The organism is Chlamydia pecorum E58 (assembly GCF_000204135.1).
Classification (GTDB): domain Bacteria; phylum Chlamydiota; class Chlamydiia; order Chlamydiales; family Chlamydiaceae; genus Chlamydia; species Chlamydia pecorum.
Genome location: NC_015408.1, coordinates 980,305 through 997,319, shown reverse-complemented (window position 1 = coordinate 997,319; position 17,015 = coordinate 980,305). Strand labels below are relative to the sequence as shown.

Below are 17,015 nucleotides of genomic sequence, written 5' to 3'. Positions count from 1 at the left end.
GCTCGTTGTAGTAAAAGGAAAGTTACTATAAGGGAATTCTTTAGAAAAAGCCAAGAAAGAATCTTTATGTTCATCGGGGCTAAAATGGGTTCATGGTATTGATAAATGTGGTTGTAATGTTAAGGTGATTTTGTAAGTGCTCACATAGAGCTTTAGGACCAACCTTTTCTGTTGCTGTATGTCCGAAAGCAAGGAAATGGATGTGATTTTCTAGGGCTGTTGACCAGGCAGGTTCATCGAAGTTCCCAGTGATAAAGCAGTCTATATTTTCATTTGCAGCATGGGAGAGCTCTTTATAAGCTCCTCCGGATATCAGCGCTGCAGAAGAGATGGTGTTAGGTCCTCCCAAAGCTTTGCCTAGCACGGGCGCTTTGTAGTAGTATGAAAGGGTGTCTATAAATGCTTCTATGGGTATGGGAGGAAAAGATCCTTGCACGCCAAGATAAGGAAGAGAAGAGCCAAAAGGTTTTAGATTTTGCCATTGAAGATCTAAAGCTGTTTTCCAGTTGTTTCCTAAGGTTGGATGAGCATCTAAAGGAAGGTGGTAGGCGAGGAGATGTATGTCGTGGTGAAAAAGTTGTTGGATGCGTTTATATAGGGCTCCTGTTAAGGGATAGGGCATGCCTTTCCAAAATAGCCCATGATGAACAATAAGCACATTTGCGTTATGCTTTGCTGCGAGTTCTATAGTGTTTAGGTCTGCAGTTACTCCCACTGCGATTTTGGATACATGAGCATGGGAGTTTCCTACTTGTAGGCCATTGGGGCCGTAATCAGAAAATGTGCTACTAGAAAGAAGCGTGTCGAGATATGTAACGAGATCGGCAACATTCATTTTTTTTAGAGGGTAAAAGTCTTGGCTCATACTAATTTACAGAGGGTTTTTTCGCAATTGGTTGGCCGAGTTTTGTTTGTGGGAAATCGCAGATAGAGAAGGTATTCTTGAGGATCTTTGGGTTGGGATTATGTCCTTTAGGAATCCCGTTGAGACAAAAGTTTTAATGGCGTAAGCTCCTAAAAATGTAGATATGTATGTTTTGGTGTGAGAAGCTTACAGTTTATAAGGAAGAGCATTATGGAACAGGATCCCTATCTTTTCTCGAAAAAGAATTTGGCGCGTAGTGTTCTTTCTGAGGTTTCCTCAGGGATGGTTCTGGGTTTGGGAAGTGGCTCCACATCTAGAGAGTTCATCCGAGCTCTTGCTGGGGAGATCCAGAATCGAGAGCTTTCTATTCATGCTGTGGCTTCTTCTCAGGATTCCTACGTGCTTGCCAAGAGTCTAGGTATTCCCTTGGAGAATGAAGAGACATTTTTATCTTTAGATCTTGTTGTGGATGGAGCAGATGAAATTGACCCTCAACTGCGTATGATTAAGGGGGGGGGTGGGGCAATTTTTCGAGAAAAGATCCTTCTTCAGTCTGCGAAACGTCGTATTATTCTTGTAGATGAGAGTAAACAAGTTCCGGTGTTGGGGAAGTTTGGGGTTCCTGTAGAGATTGCGCCGTTTGGAAGGAGATCTGTAATTTCTGCAATGGAGAGCTTGGGTTATAGGGGAGCGTGGCGTCTCACAAGCTCTGGAGAGTTTTTCCTTACAGATAACGGCAACTATATATATGACATTCGTGTCCCGGAAATGTATCCTCGTCCGGAAGAGGATTTGCTTAAACTGTTACAAATTCATGGTATTATTGATGTCGGGTTTGTTATAGAGGACATTGAGGTGTGGTTTGGTGATAACCATGGCCGAATTCATAAGAAACATTCTGGCTCTACATGAATTTTGAAAACGAACTTTTAGAGAAAGTTCCTTTAGTTCTAGTGAATTTTTATAAAGTTGTAAGCTTTCGTCATTATGCAGGAATTATTTTAGGTACGGAGGAAAAGAAATTTGCTATATATGGACATGTTTCTATGGCAAAAGCTTTCCGAGGGCTAGATATTTCTGCTGTGACTTCTATGACTTCCATGCCTCCTTATTTGGAGATGCCTCAGGAGAGACCTTGTACCCATGAGGTATTGAATTTTGTTTGCTCAGGGTTTGATATTCGTGTTTCTCGTGTCGTTATCCATGACTACCAAGAGGATATCTTTTATACGAGGATGTTTTTAGAACAAAAGCAAGGAGATCTCCTCTATGTTGCAGATGTTGATGCGCGTCCTAGTGATAGTATTCCTCTTGCTGTTGCCCATAAAGTTCCGATTCTTTGTACAAAGACGGTTTATGATCATGTAACTTCCTATGAAGATTAAAAACGCAAACTTAGGCGGTCGCTAATGACTAGAGTTCCTTATGCCTTATTAGAGAAGGGGTCTTTATTAATTGCTTCTCCGGACATGGAACAAGGTGTGTTTTCTCGTAGTGTGATTTTATTATGTGAACATAACTTAAGTGGATCATTCGGGTTAATTTTAAACAAAACTTTAGGATTGGAACTCTCTGAAGATGTGTTTTCTTTTGAGAAGACTACTAGTGATAACGTGCGTTTCTGTATGGGGGGGCCGCTACAAGCAAATCAAATGATGTTGTTACACTCTTGTTCAGAGATTCCAGAGCAGACTATGGAGATCTGTCCTTCGGTATATCTAGGAGGAGATCTTGCTTTTCTTCAAGATGTGGCTTCTGAAGATGAGGGCACAATTGTAAACCTATGTTTTGGCTATAGTGGATGGCAGGCAGGTCAGTTGGAACGAGAGTTTTTAGAGGGCGCATGGCTTTTGTCTCGTGCAAGCAAAGATTATGTCTTTTTCCATGAGCCTGAGAATCTATGGTCTTCGGTTCTTCGAGACTTGGGAGGGAGATATGCTTCTCTTGCTACTGTCCCTGAAAATCTCTTGTTAAATTAGCTTTTTCTAGCCATTAAAACTAAGATGCCTTAAGAATAAGCGCAATTTTAGTATGGAGGCTTTGTGTGACAACATTACCAGAAATGTCTGATATTAGCGTTGCATATAGCGAGGCTTGTCAAGTGTTTCCAGGAGGCGTAAATTCTCCAGTGCGAGCTTGTCGCTCTATAGGGATTTGTCCTCCTATTGTGGTGTCTGCACAATGCGATATCTTTATAGATAGCAAAGGAAGGGAGTTTGTAGATTTTTGTGGTTCTTGGGGAGCCTTAATTCATGGCCATGGCCATCCTGAAATCACTTCTGCCATTTCTATGGCAGCATCTCAAGGGGCTTCTTATGGATTGACCTCTTTTATGGAGATTTCTTTTGCGAAGGCATTGCTTAACTCTCTAGGTTTGCAGGGACACAAAGTGCGTTTTGTCTCTACAGGGACAGAAGCAGCTATGACAGCCGTCCGCCTTGCCCGGAGCATTACACAGAGGACGGTAATTTTGAAGTTTTCTGGGGGGTATCATGGCCATGCAGATGCCTTTCTTTATGAAAGAGAGGTTTCCCATGAAACTCTTGATAGCCTAAGAGATCTTGATTTTAGCTCCTCCATGGTGCTCGCTCTTCCCTATAATGACTTGGAATTATTCCAAAGCGTAATGGCTTGTATAGGAGAGTATGTTGCTGGAGTGATTTTTGAACCTGTATGTGCAAATATGGGGGTCATTTCTCCTCTTTCTGGATTTCTAGAGGGAGTTATTACGACATGTCGCTTTTATCAAAGCCTAATAATTATGGATGAAGTTGTAACGGGATTTCGTTTGGCTCTTAGGGGAGCGCGCGAGGTCTTTCATCTACATCCTGACATTGCTATTTATGGAAAGATTTTAGGAGGAGGAGCTCCTGTAGCTGCGATTGTTGCACCTAGGGAGATACTAGATCACCTTATGCCTGAAGGGAAGGTATTTCAAGCAGGGACGTTTTCTGGGAACTCTTTATCCATGGCTGCGGGAAAGCGTTCTTTGGAGCTGTGTCAAGAGGAGGGGTTTTATTCACGACTTAAAGAGATAGAGACCTTTTTCTATCAGCCTATAGAAGAAGCAATTGTTTCTCGAGACTTCCCTGTGTCTTTATCTCGACAAGGATCTATGTTTTCTCTTTTCTTCACTCGGCATATCCCTAAAAATATAGACGAAGCTCGTCGTGTAGATCTTTTAGCGTTTCAAGAATTTTATCGTTTGGCTTTTCGTGATGGGGTGTATCTCTCTCCGTCTCCTTTAGAGGCGAGCTTTCTTTCTTCTGCACATACGGAAGAGAATCTTACTTATGCAAGAAATGTTATTATAGATAGCCTCATAAAAGTATTTGCAAAAAAAAATTCGTAAATGTTTTATCACTCTCTTTATGAAGGTAAAGAAAAATTTTTGCAGAGCTCTTTTTCTTTTCCCTATAGGTTTGAGTCGTTGGCTTGGCTTTAACTTTGCGGTTGTCAAGAGTTTTTCATTTAAGAAGTGTCTATTTCATGCTGTCTGTGTACAGGGTTATGCTATTGGTGTAAGCTCATTGCCTGTTGTGATTCTTACTGGTGTGATTACTGGGGTGGTTCTTGCATTGCAGTCCTATTACCAATTAGGGGTATATGGTCTTTCTTGTGCTATAGGGTTTTTTGTGGTGAAGAGCATTTTGGTAGAGATCGGCCCTGTTCTTACGGCTTTGGCACTTTCTGGAAGAGTTGGAGGGGCGATTGCAGCGTTTTTAGGGACGTTAAGAATGACAGAGCAAATTAGTGCGATGTCTTCTCTGGGGGTAAATCCTTTAGAATATTTTGCTTTGCCTAGGATCATTGCAGGGATCATTACGATGCCAGCGCTGGTCATTATAGCCGTATGGTCGGGAATTTTTTCGGGATACATGATCTGTCGTTATGCTTTTCAGATCCCCTCTCAGGAGTATTGGTATATGGTTGCTGGACACATCTTGCCGTTTGACGTGTTCATGGTAATTGTGAAATCTTTGATCTTTGGTTTTTTTATTACTTCATTAGCCTGTTATCAGGGGTTGGGACGCTACCGAAGGATTACGGGAGTAACTGAAGTCACCACAGAGGGAGTAGTGATTTCCTATGTATCGATTATTTTTATTAATTGTGTGATTACGACAATCTTTCATTGTTTTTTTTAAGATATGAAGACCCCTTGGATTCATGTAGAGAATATTTATAAGAGTTATCTGGATGACGATGGATCTAGGTATGCAGTTTTACAAGGGGTGTCTTTAAAAATTTTTCCTGATGAGATTTTGGTGATTCTTGGAAAGTCTGGAACAGGGAAAAGTGTGCTTTTACGCCAGCTTATGGGATTAGAAAGTCCTGATTCTGGTAAGATTCACTATGCTAAGGAGTTCCTTCATAAAGGGAAGCTTAAGCCTTTAATGATAGGAATGGTATTTCAGGGAGGCGCGTTGTTTGATTTTCTCACTGTGAGAGAGAACGTTGCTTTTGGTTTGCGCGTATATAATGAGTTGTCAAAGAAGCTTTCCGATGAAGAAATCGAAGATAAGGTATTTCAGGCTTTGCAAGATGTAGGACTTGTGTATGCTGCAGAGTTTTCCCCAAGCAAGCTTTCTGGGGGCATGATTAAGAGAGTCGCGTTAGCGCGTTCGTTAATCTATTCTCCGAAGTTGGTGCTTTATGATGAACCTACAGCGGGTCTGGATCCTATGACGAGTCGTGAAATTACAGAAATTATTGGAAAATTACGAAATGAGCAGGGCAGGGGAGGAGTGATTGTAACACATGATCTTTCTTTAGCTTTGACTCTTGCGGATAGTATAGCTATTCATCATCAAGGAACCATATCGAAGGTGTATTCAAAACAGGAGTTCTTACAAACAGAAGACCCTTTAGTGCGTCAGTTCTTTTGCTTAACGTCAACCTAGAATTTTTAAGGAGAACACAGTGTTGAAAAAAGATCGCAAACCGTTGTTTTTAGGGTGGTTGATGTGTGCGGGGGTTTTGGGCTTTTTAGCCATAACGGTATTTTTCCCCAAAGCTCATGGAGATGGCAAACAAGAGATCCATGTAGCTTTCCCTGTTGCTGGAGGAGCAGAGCGCGGTATGAACGTGTGTTTTGCAGGGCGTGTTATAGGATCTGTAGCGGCGATACATAATATTATTGATGAAGAGAAAGAGGATCCTAAGGGGCAATTATGTTGCTATAAGCTAGTTTTGAAAATAGATTCAAACATTCCTATATATAAGGGAGACGTCATTGCAATGTATTCTCCGAAGCTCATAGGGGAGCCTATTGTGAATATTTTTCCGAGCAAGTCTCGGAAAGATAGCGAGAGAATTTCCTCTCAGGATATTGTCTTTGGACAAAACATTGATCCGTTGGATAAGCTCATGCACTGTTTAGATAAGGCTGATAAGGCTGTCTCTGCTCTAAAAGATGAGGTGCATGAGGTCTCTTTGAAAATTTCCCATGTGTTAGGTGCGCATAAGGAGCTTCCTGTGATGTCTCATGTTCAGCGTGCTGCAGAATCTATAGAAAATTGTGCTAGTCGTTTTTCTGAGTGTTTAAATGCTTCTCGCATAGAGAAGATCGATAAATTTTTAAATGAATGTCATGACGTAGCATTTACTGTGAGAAATTATGGGCTATTGTATCAGTATAGCCAAAAATGGAAGCGTCGTCAGAAACACTTGGAAGCGCAATCTTTAGAGGCTTCTCAAGAAAAATAGGTAGCTTTTTTGTTTCTTCTATGTAATGAAAGACTTGTTTTCTGAGACTGGTTGGGGGATTTGATTTATGGATAAAATTTCTGATGCCGTTAGAGAAGCTTTAGAAAAGGCTTTGGAATATGCGCAATCTCAGCATCATGTCTATGTTACAGAAAATCATCTACTGAAGTTTCTGTTAGAAAATACGGAATCCTTATTTTATTTAATTATTAAGGATATTCATGCGAATGCGAGCTTATTAAGTGCCGCTGTTGAGGATGTGCTTTCCCGAGAACCTACCGTTGTTGATGGTAATGCTGTTCCTAAGCCTTCCCCAGGACTACAAAATCTTCTTATGGAAGCAAAAAATCAAGCTAGGGAGTTAGGAGATGAGTATCTCTCTGGAGACCATCTATTATTGGCATTTTGGAAGTCCAATAAGGAACCATTTGCTTCGTGGACAAAGACTACAAAGACTTCCCTAGCTGATCTTAAGCAACTCATTACAAAAATAAGGCAAGGACATCGTATGGATTCTCCTAGTGCAGAAACCAATTTAAAAGGGTTAGAAAAGTATTGTAAAAACCTTACAGCGATTGCTCGCGAGGGGAAGTTAGATCCGGTCATTGGTCGCGATGAGGAGATCCGTAGAACAATTCAAGTATTGTCCCGAAGGACGAAGAATAACCCTATGCTTATAGGGGAGCCTGGTGTAGGGAAAACTGCGATTGCAGAGGGGCTTGCCTTGCGTATAGTTCAGGGGGATGTCCCTGAGTCTTTAAAGGAGAAGCAGCTTTACGTTTTGGATATGGGAGCTTTGATTGCCGGGGCCAAGTATCGCGGGGAGTTTGAAGAGCGGTTGAAAAGTGTCTTGAAAGATATTGAATCTGGAGAGGGAGAGAGCATCTTGTTTATTGATGAGGTGCATACATTAGTTGGGGCAGGAGCTACAGATGGCGCAATGGATGCGGCAAATTTGCTAAAGCCAGCATTAGCTCGAGGTTCTCTACATTGCATAGGAGCAACAACGCTAAATGAATACCAGAAGTATATAGAGAAAGACGCTGCTTTAGAGAGGCGTTTTCAGCCTGTTTTTGTTACAGAGCCCTCCCTAGAAGATGCAGTGTTTATATTGCGAGGATTACGAGAAAAGTATGAAATTTTCCATGGCGTACGTATTACCGAGGGAGCGTTAAGTGCTGCTGTTTTGCTTTCATATCGTTACATTACGGATCGCTTTTTGCCAGACAAGGCAATCGATTTAATAGATGAAGCTGCAAGTTTGATTCGTATGCAAATTGGTAGTTTGCCTCTCCCTATTGATGAGAAGGAGCGCGAGCTTTCTGCTTTGATCGTTAAGCAAGAAGCAATAAAGCGAGAGAAGACTGCTTCGTATCAAGAAGAAGCTGCTGCGATGCAGAAATCTATAGATGCTGTTAAGGAAGAGCTTGCAGGCCTGCGTTTACAGTGGGACGAAGAGAAAAAGCTCATATCCAAGCTTAAGGAAAAGAAAAATTCTCTTGAGAACATGAAGTTCGCAGAGGAAGAAGCTGAGCGTGTTGCGGATTATAATCGCGTTGCTGAGTTGCGCTACAGTTTAATTCCTGCTTTAGAAGAGGAGATTAAAAAAGCTGAAGAGTCATTGAATAAGAGAGACAACCGCCTGCTTCAAGAAGAGGTAGACGAGAGATTGATAGCTCAGGTTGTTGCCAATTGGACAGGGATCCCTGTCCAAAAAATGCTCGAGGGAGAAGCTGAGAAACTTTTAGTTTTAGAAGAGATTTTAGAAGAGCGAGTTGTAGGGCAGCCCTTTGCAATTTCTGCTGTGAGTGATTCTATCCGTGCAGCTCGAGTAGGGCTTAGTGATCCACAGCGTCCCTTGGGAGTGTTTTTATTTTTAGGGCCTACAGGAGTAGGAAAGACAGAATTAGCAAAAGCTCTTGCAGATCTACTGTTCAATAAAGAAGAGGCAATGATTCGCTTTGATATGACGGAGTATATGGAGAAGCATTCCGTATCAAAATTGATTGGCTCTCCTCCAGGATATGTAGGGTATGAAGAGGGAGGGAGTCTCTCAGAAGCTTTACGTAGGCGTCCCTATTCTGTAGTTCTTTTTGATGAGATTGAAAAGGCAGATAAAGAGGTTTTTAATATTCTCCTACAAATTTTTGACGAAGGGATTCTTACAGATAGTAAGAAACGTAAGGTTAACTGCAAAAATGCTTTATTTATCATGACTTCGAATATTGGCTCTCAAGAGCTTGCGGATTATTGTGCCAAGAAAGGAAGCGCAGTCTCTAAGGAGAAGATTCTTTCTGTGGTTTCCTCTGTATTAAGGCAATACTTTAGCCCTGAGTTTATCAATCGTATTGATGAGATCCTGCCATTTGTTCCTCTAACTACTGAAGATATTGTAAAAATTGTTGGCATTCAGATGCGTAGGGTTGCGCAAAGACTTGCTGAAAGACGCATATCTTTATCTTGGGACGACTCTGTAGTACTATATCTTAGTGAGCAGGGATATGATAGCGCCTTTGGTGCTCGTCCCTTAAAGCGCCTCATTCAGCAGAAAATCGTGACATTATTATCCAAGGCTCTTTTGAAAGGGGACATCCAGCCTGATACCTCTATCGAGCTCTCTATGGCTAAAGATGTTGTTTTGTTTAAAAAGGTACCTCCTGCTGAGAAATAAGGAACTAAAGACGCGGCCAACCATCGAAAAGGAACTGGCCGTCGCAATAGAAGCAGATATCGTCAGCAAACATACTGCCTTCCCTAAGATCTCCAATAAGATCCCAATGTAGAGCAGAAACATTTGTGTTTCCTGTCTCGGGATATCCTGCTCCTAGAGCAAGATGGAAGGTCTTACCTATCTTTTCATCGAGAAGGATATTTTTTGTAATTTGCTTTAAAGCACTGTTCGTTCCGATAGCGATCTCCCCAACATTTCTTGCTCCCTCATCGGTCTCTAACATTGCATGAAGGAAGTCTTGATTGGTTTTTGCTGTAGCGGCCACTACACGACCCTTTCTAAAAGTCAGTTGGATATCTTCAACTACAACACCAGCAAAAATTGTTTGAAAAGGAAAACGTGCACGACCATTTACACCCCCACAGTGCGCTTTGAGATTGGGACCTGTAAAGATTTCTCCATCGGGGAAATTACGCTTCCCATCACAGTTTTTCCACTTCATATTTTCAATATGAACAAACAGCTCTGTATCAGGAGTTTTGATGTGTAGGCGGGTTTTTGTCTCTAAGAAACGAATTATCTCTGCTTGTTGCTCTGAGAGCTCTTTCCATTTTGCTATGGGATCAGGAGAATCCAAGAAACAAGCTTTATAAAAAAGCTCCTGGAATGCTTCAAGCCCCATCTGTGCCTCTTGAGCAAATGCAGAACAAGGAGCTAAAGAAAGCGTCCAGTCAAGCTCACGAGAGGCAGAGCGTTGTAAAATCGTTTTTAAGATGTTTTTACGACGTTGATTAAGTAAAGCCAGCTTTTGAGAAGGGATTCCATGTAGCATCTGTGTATTTGTTGTAGAGAGAATCTGCAAGTTTTTATTGCAGTTTTGTGCTAGATGCTCCCCTATCATAGGAGGACAGGTCAACTGTTTTTCATTTCCAAAGCGAGCGAGATGTTCGTCCCAAGAACTTATGCCAATATCACTATGTACAAAAGCTCCCATATCGATAAGCTGTCGATACACACAAGTAAGCAGAGGAAGCCCTGAAATGTCTCCTCGTAACCATACATGATCTTCTGGTTGTACATTTAGAGAATAGTGAATAAGGATATTGGCAAGCTTTTCATTTAAATTTTCTACCATAGGTATCTAAGAATAGGGTTGTCTACTTGTATAAAAAATTTTGAACAAGAATATTCTTCTCGGATTTTTATGTCTTCTTTTTCTTTTGTTAACTCGAAGTTCTTTAATCTATTTAAAAAAGCGAAAGCATCTCAAGGATTCCGTTATTGTTTTGATTCTAGATAAAGAACTTTAAGAGATGCTCATTTAAAAAGTTGTGTAGAATATAGGATAGGCCTTTTTCTACAGACTTTTAATCTTTTTGGGCTTAGTTTCATTTTATAAGAATCTTATAACGAGTAGGATTCGGATAGGATGTTTAAGCGAGCTTTATGTTGTTGTTTGTTACTTTTCGGGGATCTCCATGGGGTGGGAAGCTTCAAGAATGGAGAGAAGCACAAACACATAGAAGAGAAGTTTTGGAATATTGATCCCTATAATTTAGAAAGCCTCTGCGCTTATTATCATCTCTATCGAGATCAGCTTAGCCTTCAAAGGCTTCTTCAACTATTTCCTTCTCTACAGGAGAGCGAAGTACTTTTATTTGTTAGGAGTATTTTAGAGAAAGAAAATAAAGTTCTCTTAGAAGAAGAACAAAGCGTCATAGATAAACTTTCTTGTGAGGGATTGGTTTTGTCTTTGTCAGACTCTTCCTCTAGTATAGACCCCGAGAAGGATCTTGGCAGAGCTTTGGTATTCGCGGAGTTTTCAGATGCTGCCGAAGAGAAAGCTCGGTATTATGGTAGAGTCCTTGATATTTTGGCATTGCGGATTCACGTAGAGCGTTTGCGTGCATTAGATAGGGAGCATTATGCTCTAGGATCTAAAGAGTACCATAAGGTGACAATAGAAGCAATGAATCGGATTCTATTTTACGAAGAAGGTATACGTTACCCTTCTAAAAAAGAAATGTTTTCGGATGAATTTTCTTTTCTTTCTTCTGTAGCTGATAGGAAATTTGGTGTGTGTTTAGGAGTTTCTTCTTTGTATTTCGCTTTGTCTCAGCGCGTGGGAGTCCCCTTAGAAGCTGTTACTCCTCCAGGACATATTTATTTGCGCTATCTTGAAGGAGAGGTCAATATTGAAACAACCGCAGGAGGGAGGCACCTTTCTACAGAGAGTTATGATAATAGCTTAGATCCTAAGAAATTACGCATACGTACTCCTAAAGAAATTCTTGGGTTGACCTTTATGAATCAGGGATCTTTTGCTTTGCAAAAACAAAAATATGCTGAGGCAGAAGCTTCCTATGAGAAAGCTTTGAAATATCTTGAGGATGAAGAACTCAAAGAGCTCCTGGGGTTTGTGAGAATCCTTCAAGGGAAAAAGAAAGAGGGAAAGCATCTTCTTAAGCACAGTCCCCAAGCAGAAGTTCAAGGGTCGATGAACTATGATTATTTACATGGAAATATTGATGACAAAACCTTGTCTCTGTTGTTTCAAGATCCAGGATTGACGTATCAAGAAATCACTCAATATGGAGAAGAGCTAAAGAAAGCTATGAAAAACTCTCCAAAGTGCTGTGAGGGTTATCGTCGTTTAGCTTCTATCGCTTTTCACTTAGGGAAAATAGCTGAGGGCGTGGCTCTTCTTGAAAGGTGCGTTCAAGATTCTCCCCAGGATCTTGTCCTCCACTTAAAACTATGTAAGATTCTATGCGAACGCTACGATTATGCTAAGGCTTTGCATTATTTTCTTCGTGCCAGAGAATTAGCAGAATCCCAAGGGGTATCTCAAGAAACATTGCATTCTTCTATGCTATATGTCGAAGTTTTAAAAAAACTAAATACAGTAGCTCCTTAGGTTTTAAATATAGGAAGTTTTGTAGACTTTTTCTTGTTTACTGTTTTGTAGCCTTATGCTAAGGTTCCTCCGCTTATTATTTTGTGTATTACGTTTTAAGAGTGTTGGGAGTTTATTTTGGGGGACAGTGCTTTTGATTCTGCTTATGTTGTATAGATTTCAGGCGAGAATAAGCATGACTTGTTAGCGATTTACTTAAGAAATTTAAAAACGAGTTTTTTAAAAATTTTAATTTTCGGAGAATTTCATGTTATTTTTGAAAGAATGTTGTTCTGGTATAGGGAGTGTTGATTGTTCACCTAAAGCAATTCCTGCTTTTGAAAACAAAGCTTCTGGCATTGCAAGGGTTGTTCTGGCTGTTGTCGTAGCTTTAGCAAGCCTTGGAGCTTTGCTTTCTGGGATTGTAAGTATTACTTCGTGCTGTGGCCTAGGAGTAGTTGCTGGAATTGGTTGTGTTCTTTTTGGAATGGTAGCTCTTGCTTGGGCTGTTATGTTAATGCTAAGATTGGCCGGCGTTGGACGTTTATCAGATGGAGTTAAAGCGGAGGTTGGTGATGAAGAAGGTATTCCTTTAATTCCGCCCTCAGAAGATGGATCTGGACAAGGTAGTGACGGTGGTGTAGGAAGTGTAGGTGAGGGAAGTGGTGCTTCCGGATCAGAGGGATCTTCGAGTGGAAATGAAGGGGTTTCCGGCGTGTCCTCGGAAGGTGCACAACCATTAAGTGGCGGTGCAACATCAGATAAAGGTCAGGAATAATAGCGGCTTATTCTCTAGTTGCTAGAGAATAAAGTTTCCTGAGCAAAAGAATGTTAGAAGTTTTCTCTAACATTCTTTTTTTGTGTTTCTTTGTATATTGCAATCTTCGTTTCCCCTTACTATAGTTAGCTAATTAGTGCAAGGATATCCCAATACGACAGGAGCCTTTTTAATGGAAAGTGGAAAGGATATAGAAGTAGAGTTTTTAGGTGACTATAGGATTCTTCGTCGTCTTGGTCAAACTTTATGGAGCAAGGATTTTGTTGTTGAGCATCGTTTTATAAAGAAACGCTACATTTTAAAGTTATTATTTTCGCATTATGCATCTTCAGAAGCCTTTATGGAGCCTTTTCATGAGGTGATTGTGAAGTTGGCTACGTTCAAGCATAGAAGTATGCTTCCTATAGAAAATGTATCGCAGTCTTCTGGACAGTATTTTTTAATTACACCAGAAAGAGAAGTTCCGTTGTTATCCTTGCCGCAGTATTTAGCAAGCCGTTCTCAGCCTTTATCAGAGTTAGAAGTAGTCGCTTTTGCTAGCCAGCTCGCTGCAGTTCTGGATTATGCTCATGAAAAAGGGCTCGCGCATGGGGGAATCTATTTGTATTCTGTACATGTGGATGTTTCTAGGGAGGCTCCAGAGATAGTGCTTCCTGAGCTGGGGTTTGCTTCTTTATTAAAAGAGAGCATGTTGCAGGAAGCAATAGCTCAGAATAATGAGCCTATAGAAGAAAGGTTAAAGCAGATATTGCTATTTCATGCGCCAGAGAGGTGCTCTGAAGATAGGTTGCAAGATTCCTATGCTTTTGGAGTTGTCGTGTATTACTTGTTGTTTGGAGTACTTCCTCAAGGGGTGTTCCCTATGCCTTCAGAGGTTTTCCCAGAATATATTTATGATTGGGATACTTTATTGCGGATGTGTCTAACGTCATCATCAGAGAATCGCGCGAGAATTCTTACGCCGTTATTAAAGAAAAAATCTTCTGGAGAGCAGATGTTAAGCGCGATTTCTAACTGCACTCAAGAGGCTGTTCGCGAGATTGCTGAGAAGCCTGCTGTAGCTTCAGGAGTGTGTGAGGCATTAAAGAAAGAAGCAGAGAAGCATGTGTCTCAAGAATCTTCAGAAGCCTTAGAATTTGTTTTAGTAGAGGCAAGATCTATAGATGAAGCTATGGATACCGCTACTGATTTTTCTTCAGGGGAGAAAAATGAGGACGGCTATTCTCATGCCTTACAATCTTTGCTTATTCGGGAGCCCGTGGTCAGCCGTTATGTTGAACAGGACAAGGAAGAAGCTCGTCCTCAACCCTTACTTACAGAAATGGTATTTATTGAAGGGGGAGTATTTTCTCGAGGAAGCTTAGAAGGTCAGAGAGATGAGCATCCCGTGCATCAGGTTTTTTTACAAAGTTTTTTCTTGGATATTCATCCCGTAACGAATGAGCAATTTATTCGGTATTTAGATTGTTGCGGGGAGCAAGATAAACATTACAATGAGCTTATTCGTCTTAAGGATTCTCGCATACAACGACGGTCTGGGAAGCTTGTTATAGAGCCAGGGTATGCTAAGCATCCTGTAGTAGGAGTGACTTGGTATGGAGCAGCAGGCTATGCTGCCTGGGTGGGGAAGCGTTTGCCTAAGGAGGCAGAGTGGGAGATTGCTGCTAGAGGTGGGGGAGTGAGACATCGTTATCCTTGTGGTGAGGAGATCGATAAAACTCAGGCAAATTTCTTTTCTTCAGATACAACTGCAGTGATGAGCTACCCTCCAAATGGGTATGGGCTATATGACATGGCAGGAAATGTGTATGAGTGGTGCCAAGATTGGTATGCATATGATTTTTATGAGATTGCTGCTCAAGAAATAGAAACCCCCAAGGGGCCTGTCCAGGGGGTGTATAGGGTGTTGCGAGGAGGATGTTGGAAAAGCTTAAAGAACGATCTGCGTTGCGCGCATCGTCATCGAAATAACCCTGGAGCAGTGAATAGTACTTATGGTTTCCGATGTGCCCAGGAAGTGAAGTGAGTGATTCTCAAGAGTATTACCTAGAGCTATGTCAAGAATTAGAGAAGCATGATTATCAGTATTATGTGCTTCATGCGCCTCTAATTTCAGATTATGATTACGACATGAAAATGAGGGAGCTGCAGCTTATTGAAAAGCAGCATCCTGAGTGGAGAGTCCCTTGGTCTCCGACTCTACGTCTTGGAGATCGTCCTTCTGGGGAGTTAGAGATCGTAGATCATAAGTATCCAATGCTTTCCATTGCAAATGGCTATTCTGAAGAAGAATTGGAGGAGTTTTTCTCCAGAGTGGAGAAGAGCTTAGGTCATGTCCCTTATTATACTATAGAATTGAAAATCGATGGCATTGCTGTAGCTATACGCTATGAAGATCGCATTTTAGTGCAAGCAATGAGCCGTGGAAATGGAAAACAAGGGGAGGATATTACGACCAATATCCGAACAATTCGAGCATTGCCCTTACGTCTTCCGGAGGAGTCCCCTGAGTTTTTAGAGGTTCGTGGTGAGGTGTTCTTTAAAAGAGCTGTGTTTGATGAGATTAATGCAAAGCAAAGGGCATTAAAGAAACCAGAATTTGCAAATCCTCGCAATGCTGCAGGGGGGACCTTGAAGTTATTATCTGCAGAGAAAGTGGCAGAGAGAAAACTAGAAATTTCTATTTATTCTGTGTTGGCAGAGGAATTGAGTGATTCTCATTGCGATAGCCTTGAGTGCTGTCGTCAATGGGGACTCTCTGTTCAAGGGATGCCTAGGTTATGTCGCTCTAAGGAAGAGGTTTTTGTTTTCTTAGAAGAGATAAAACAATTGCGATCTCAGTTGCCTATGGAGATTGACGGGGTAGTCATTAAGGTCGATAGTATCAAGGATCAACAGAGTTTAGGTAGCACTGGGAAGCATTATCGTTGGGCTTTAGCTTATAAATATGCTCCAGAACAAGCAGAAACCGTTCTTGAAGATATTTTAGTCCAGGTGGGAAGAACGGGGGTTCTTACTCCCGTGGCGAAGTTGCGGCCGGTCTTTCTGTCGGGATCTTTGATTTCTCGAGCATCCTTATATAATGAGGAAGAGATTCGAAGGAAGGATATCCGCATTGGTGACACTGTAGTCTTAGAAAAGGGGGGAGAAGTTATTCCTAAAGTTGTGGGCGTGGTTTTAGGGAAGCGCCCAGAAGATTCTCAATCTTGGCAGATGCCAGAACATTGTCCCATATGTCATGGGGATGTTGTTCGTGAAGGGAATAAGGTTTGTGTGCGTTGTATGAATCCCACTTGTAGTGGGGGTACTATTGAAAAGATCCGCTTTTTTGCGGGGCGTTCTGCTCTAGATATAGAATATTTAGGAGAAAAAGTAATTAACAAGCTTTTTGATATGGGCTTGTTACATTCTTGTTCGGACATATTTTCACTTACAAAAAGGGATCTGCTGCAAGTGCCTGGATTTCGAGAGAAGTCTGTTACGAATATTTTAAAGAGCATAGAAAAAGCAAAAAACGTCTTTTTGGATCGTTTTCTTGTTGCTTTGGGTATCCCTTATGTTGGGATAGGAGTCGCATCTTCATTAGCAGAACATTTTGGAAGCTTGGAGAGGGTCATTTCAGCCTCAGAGGAGGAGCTTCTAGAAATCGAGGGTATTGGAGATAAGGTCGCCGTTTCTATTAAAGAGTATTTCGAAAACCCTAAACATTTAGAAGAAATAGAGAAAATGTTGGATTTTGGAGTTAAAGTTGCTCCCAGCCATAAGAGCAGTTCTATCTGCCAAGGAAAAACTTTTGTGATTACAGGAGCTTTTGCGGGGATAACACGCTCGGATATTGAAAGAACTATTCGAAATTGTGGAGGTAAGGTTTCTTCGTCTGTTTCTAAACAAACAGATTATCTTGTTGTAGGAGAAGATCCAGGCTCAAAACTCAAAAAAGCTCAAGAACTCGGGATTCCCTTGTTAGATCAAGATTCTTTACAAAAGATTCTTTATAATTATTAATTTTTTTGTTTGTTATTGTTCTTTATAAATCGTCTTCTTTTCTTTAATCCCTCTTATTTTCTGTAGTTTCCATTTAATTTTTAACTTTAAT

At 41.1% G+C, this 17,015-nt stretch carries 14 protein-coding genes; 12 read left to right on the top strand and 2 right to left on the bottom strand.

Annotated elements, in window-relative coordinates; all coding sequences use genetic code 11:
• Window positions 1-79: 79 nt before the first annotated feature.
• Entirely contained in the window at window positions 80-835 is a 756-nt protein-coding gene (locus tag G5S_RS04400) for a Nif3-like dinuclear metal center hexameric protein (RefSeq protein WP_013713009.1), read from the bottom strand.
• A gap of 240 nt (window positions 836-1,075) precedes the next feature.
• Between G5S_RS04400 and rpiA the strand changes: the two genes are divergently transcribed.
• The 8 genes from rpiA (at window position 1,076) to G5S_RS04360 (ending at window position 9,245) form a co-directional block, all read left to right on the top strand.
• Window positions 1,076-1,777 (top strand): ribose 5-phosphate isomerase A, encoded by a 702-nt coding sequence (rpiA, locus tag G5S_RS04395; protein ID WP_013713007.1) that lies wholly within the window; start codon window positions 1,076-1,078, stop codon window positions 1,775-1,777.
• Complete coding sequence (locus G5S_RS04390) at window positions 1,774-2,250, top strand: bifunctional nuclease family protein (protein WP_013713006.1); 477 nt, start codon at window positions 1,774-1,776, stop codon at window positions 2,248-2,250. Before rpiA ends, G5S_RS04390 begins: the two co-directional genes overlap by 4 nt.
• Window positions 2,251-2,274: 24 nt before the next feature.
• Window positions 2,275-2,844, top strand: a complete 570-nt coding sequence (locus G5S_RS04385; protein WP_013713005.1) for a YqgE/AlgH family protein — start codon at window positions 2,275-2,277, stop codon at window positions 2,842-2,844.
• 83 nt (window positions 2,845-2,927) lie between these two features.
• The gene (gene hemL, locus G5S_RS04380) at window positions 2,928-4,217 is read left to right on the top strand and encodes a glutamate-1-semialdehyde 2,1-aminomutase (RefSeq protein WP_013713004.1); all 1,290 of its coding nucleotides are present in this window, start codon (window positions 2,928-2,930) and stop codon (window positions 4,215-4,217) included.
• Between the two features lie 19 nt (window positions 4,218-4,236).
• Window positions 4,237-5,013 (top strand): MlaE family ABC transporter permease, encoded by a 777-nt coding sequence (locus tag G5S_RS04375; protein WP_041467105.1) that lies wholly within the window; start codon window positions 4,237-4,239, stop codon window positions 5,011-5,013.
• A gap of 3 nt (window positions 5,014-5,016) precedes the next feature.
• On the top strand, window positions 5,017-5,769 hold the full coding sequence (locus tag G5S_RS04370) for an ABC transporter ATP-binding protein (protein ID WP_013713002.1): 753 nt from the start codon (window positions 5,017-5,019) through the stop codon (window positions 5,767-5,769).
• A gap of 19 nt (window positions 5,770-5,788) precedes the next feature.
• A complete protein-coding gene (locus tag G5S_RS04365) occupies window positions 5,789-6,574 on the top strand; it encodes an MCE family protein (protein WP_021756726.1) in 786 nt (261 codons plus the stop codon).
• Between the two features lie 67 nt (window positions 6,575-6,641).
• A complete protein-coding gene (locus G5S_RS04360; RefSeq protein WP_013713000.1) occupies window positions 6,642-9,245 on the top strand; it encodes an ATP-dependent Clp protease ATP-binding subunit in 2,604 nt (867 codons plus the stop codon).
• 4 nt (window positions 9,246-9,249) lie between these two features.
• Here G5S_RS04360 and G5S_RS04355 read toward each other — a convergent pair whose 3' ends face one another.
• Window positions 9,250-10,380 (bottom strand): aminopeptidase, encoded by a 1,131-nt coding sequence (locus tag G5S_RS04355; protein ID WP_013712999.1) that lies wholly within the window; start codon window positions 10,378-10,380, stop codon window positions 9,250-9,252.
• A gap of 294 nt (window positions 10,381-10,674) precedes the next feature.
• Between G5S_RS04355 and G5S_RS04350 the strand changes: the two genes are divergently transcribed.
• The 4 genes from G5S_RS04350 to ligA all read left to right on the top strand — a co-directional run bounded on the left by G5S_RS04350 (window position 10,675) and on the right by ligA (window position 16,924).
• Window positions 10,675-12,162, top strand: a complete 1,488-nt coding sequence (locus G5S_RS04350) for a transglutaminase family protein (protein ID WP_013712996.1) — start codon at window positions 10,675-10,677, stop codon at window positions 12,160-12,162.
• A 247-nt stretch (window positions 12,163-12,409) separates the two neighbouring features.
• A complete protein-coding gene (locus tag G5S_RS04935) occupies window positions 12,410-12,919 on the top strand; it encodes a hypothetical protein (protein WP_049770617.1) in 510 nt (169 codons plus the stop codon).
• 172 nt (window positions 12,920-13,091) lie between these two features.
• Window positions 13,092-14,945, top strand: a complete 1,854-nt coding sequence (locus tag G5S_RS04340) for an SUMF1/EgtB/PvdO family nonheme iron enzyme (protein ID WP_013712991.1) — start codon at window positions 13,092-13,094, stop codon at window positions 14,943-14,945.
• On the top strand, window positions 14,924-16,924 hold the full coding sequence (gene ligA, locus G5S_RS04335; protein WP_013712990.1) for an NAD-dependent DNA ligase LigA: 2,001 nt from the start codon (window positions 14,924-14,926) through the stop codon (window positions 16,922-16,924). The genes G5S_RS04340 and ligA overlap by 22 nt, the downstream gene beginning before the upstream one ends.
• Window positions 16,925-17,015 lie beyond the last annotated feature (91 nt).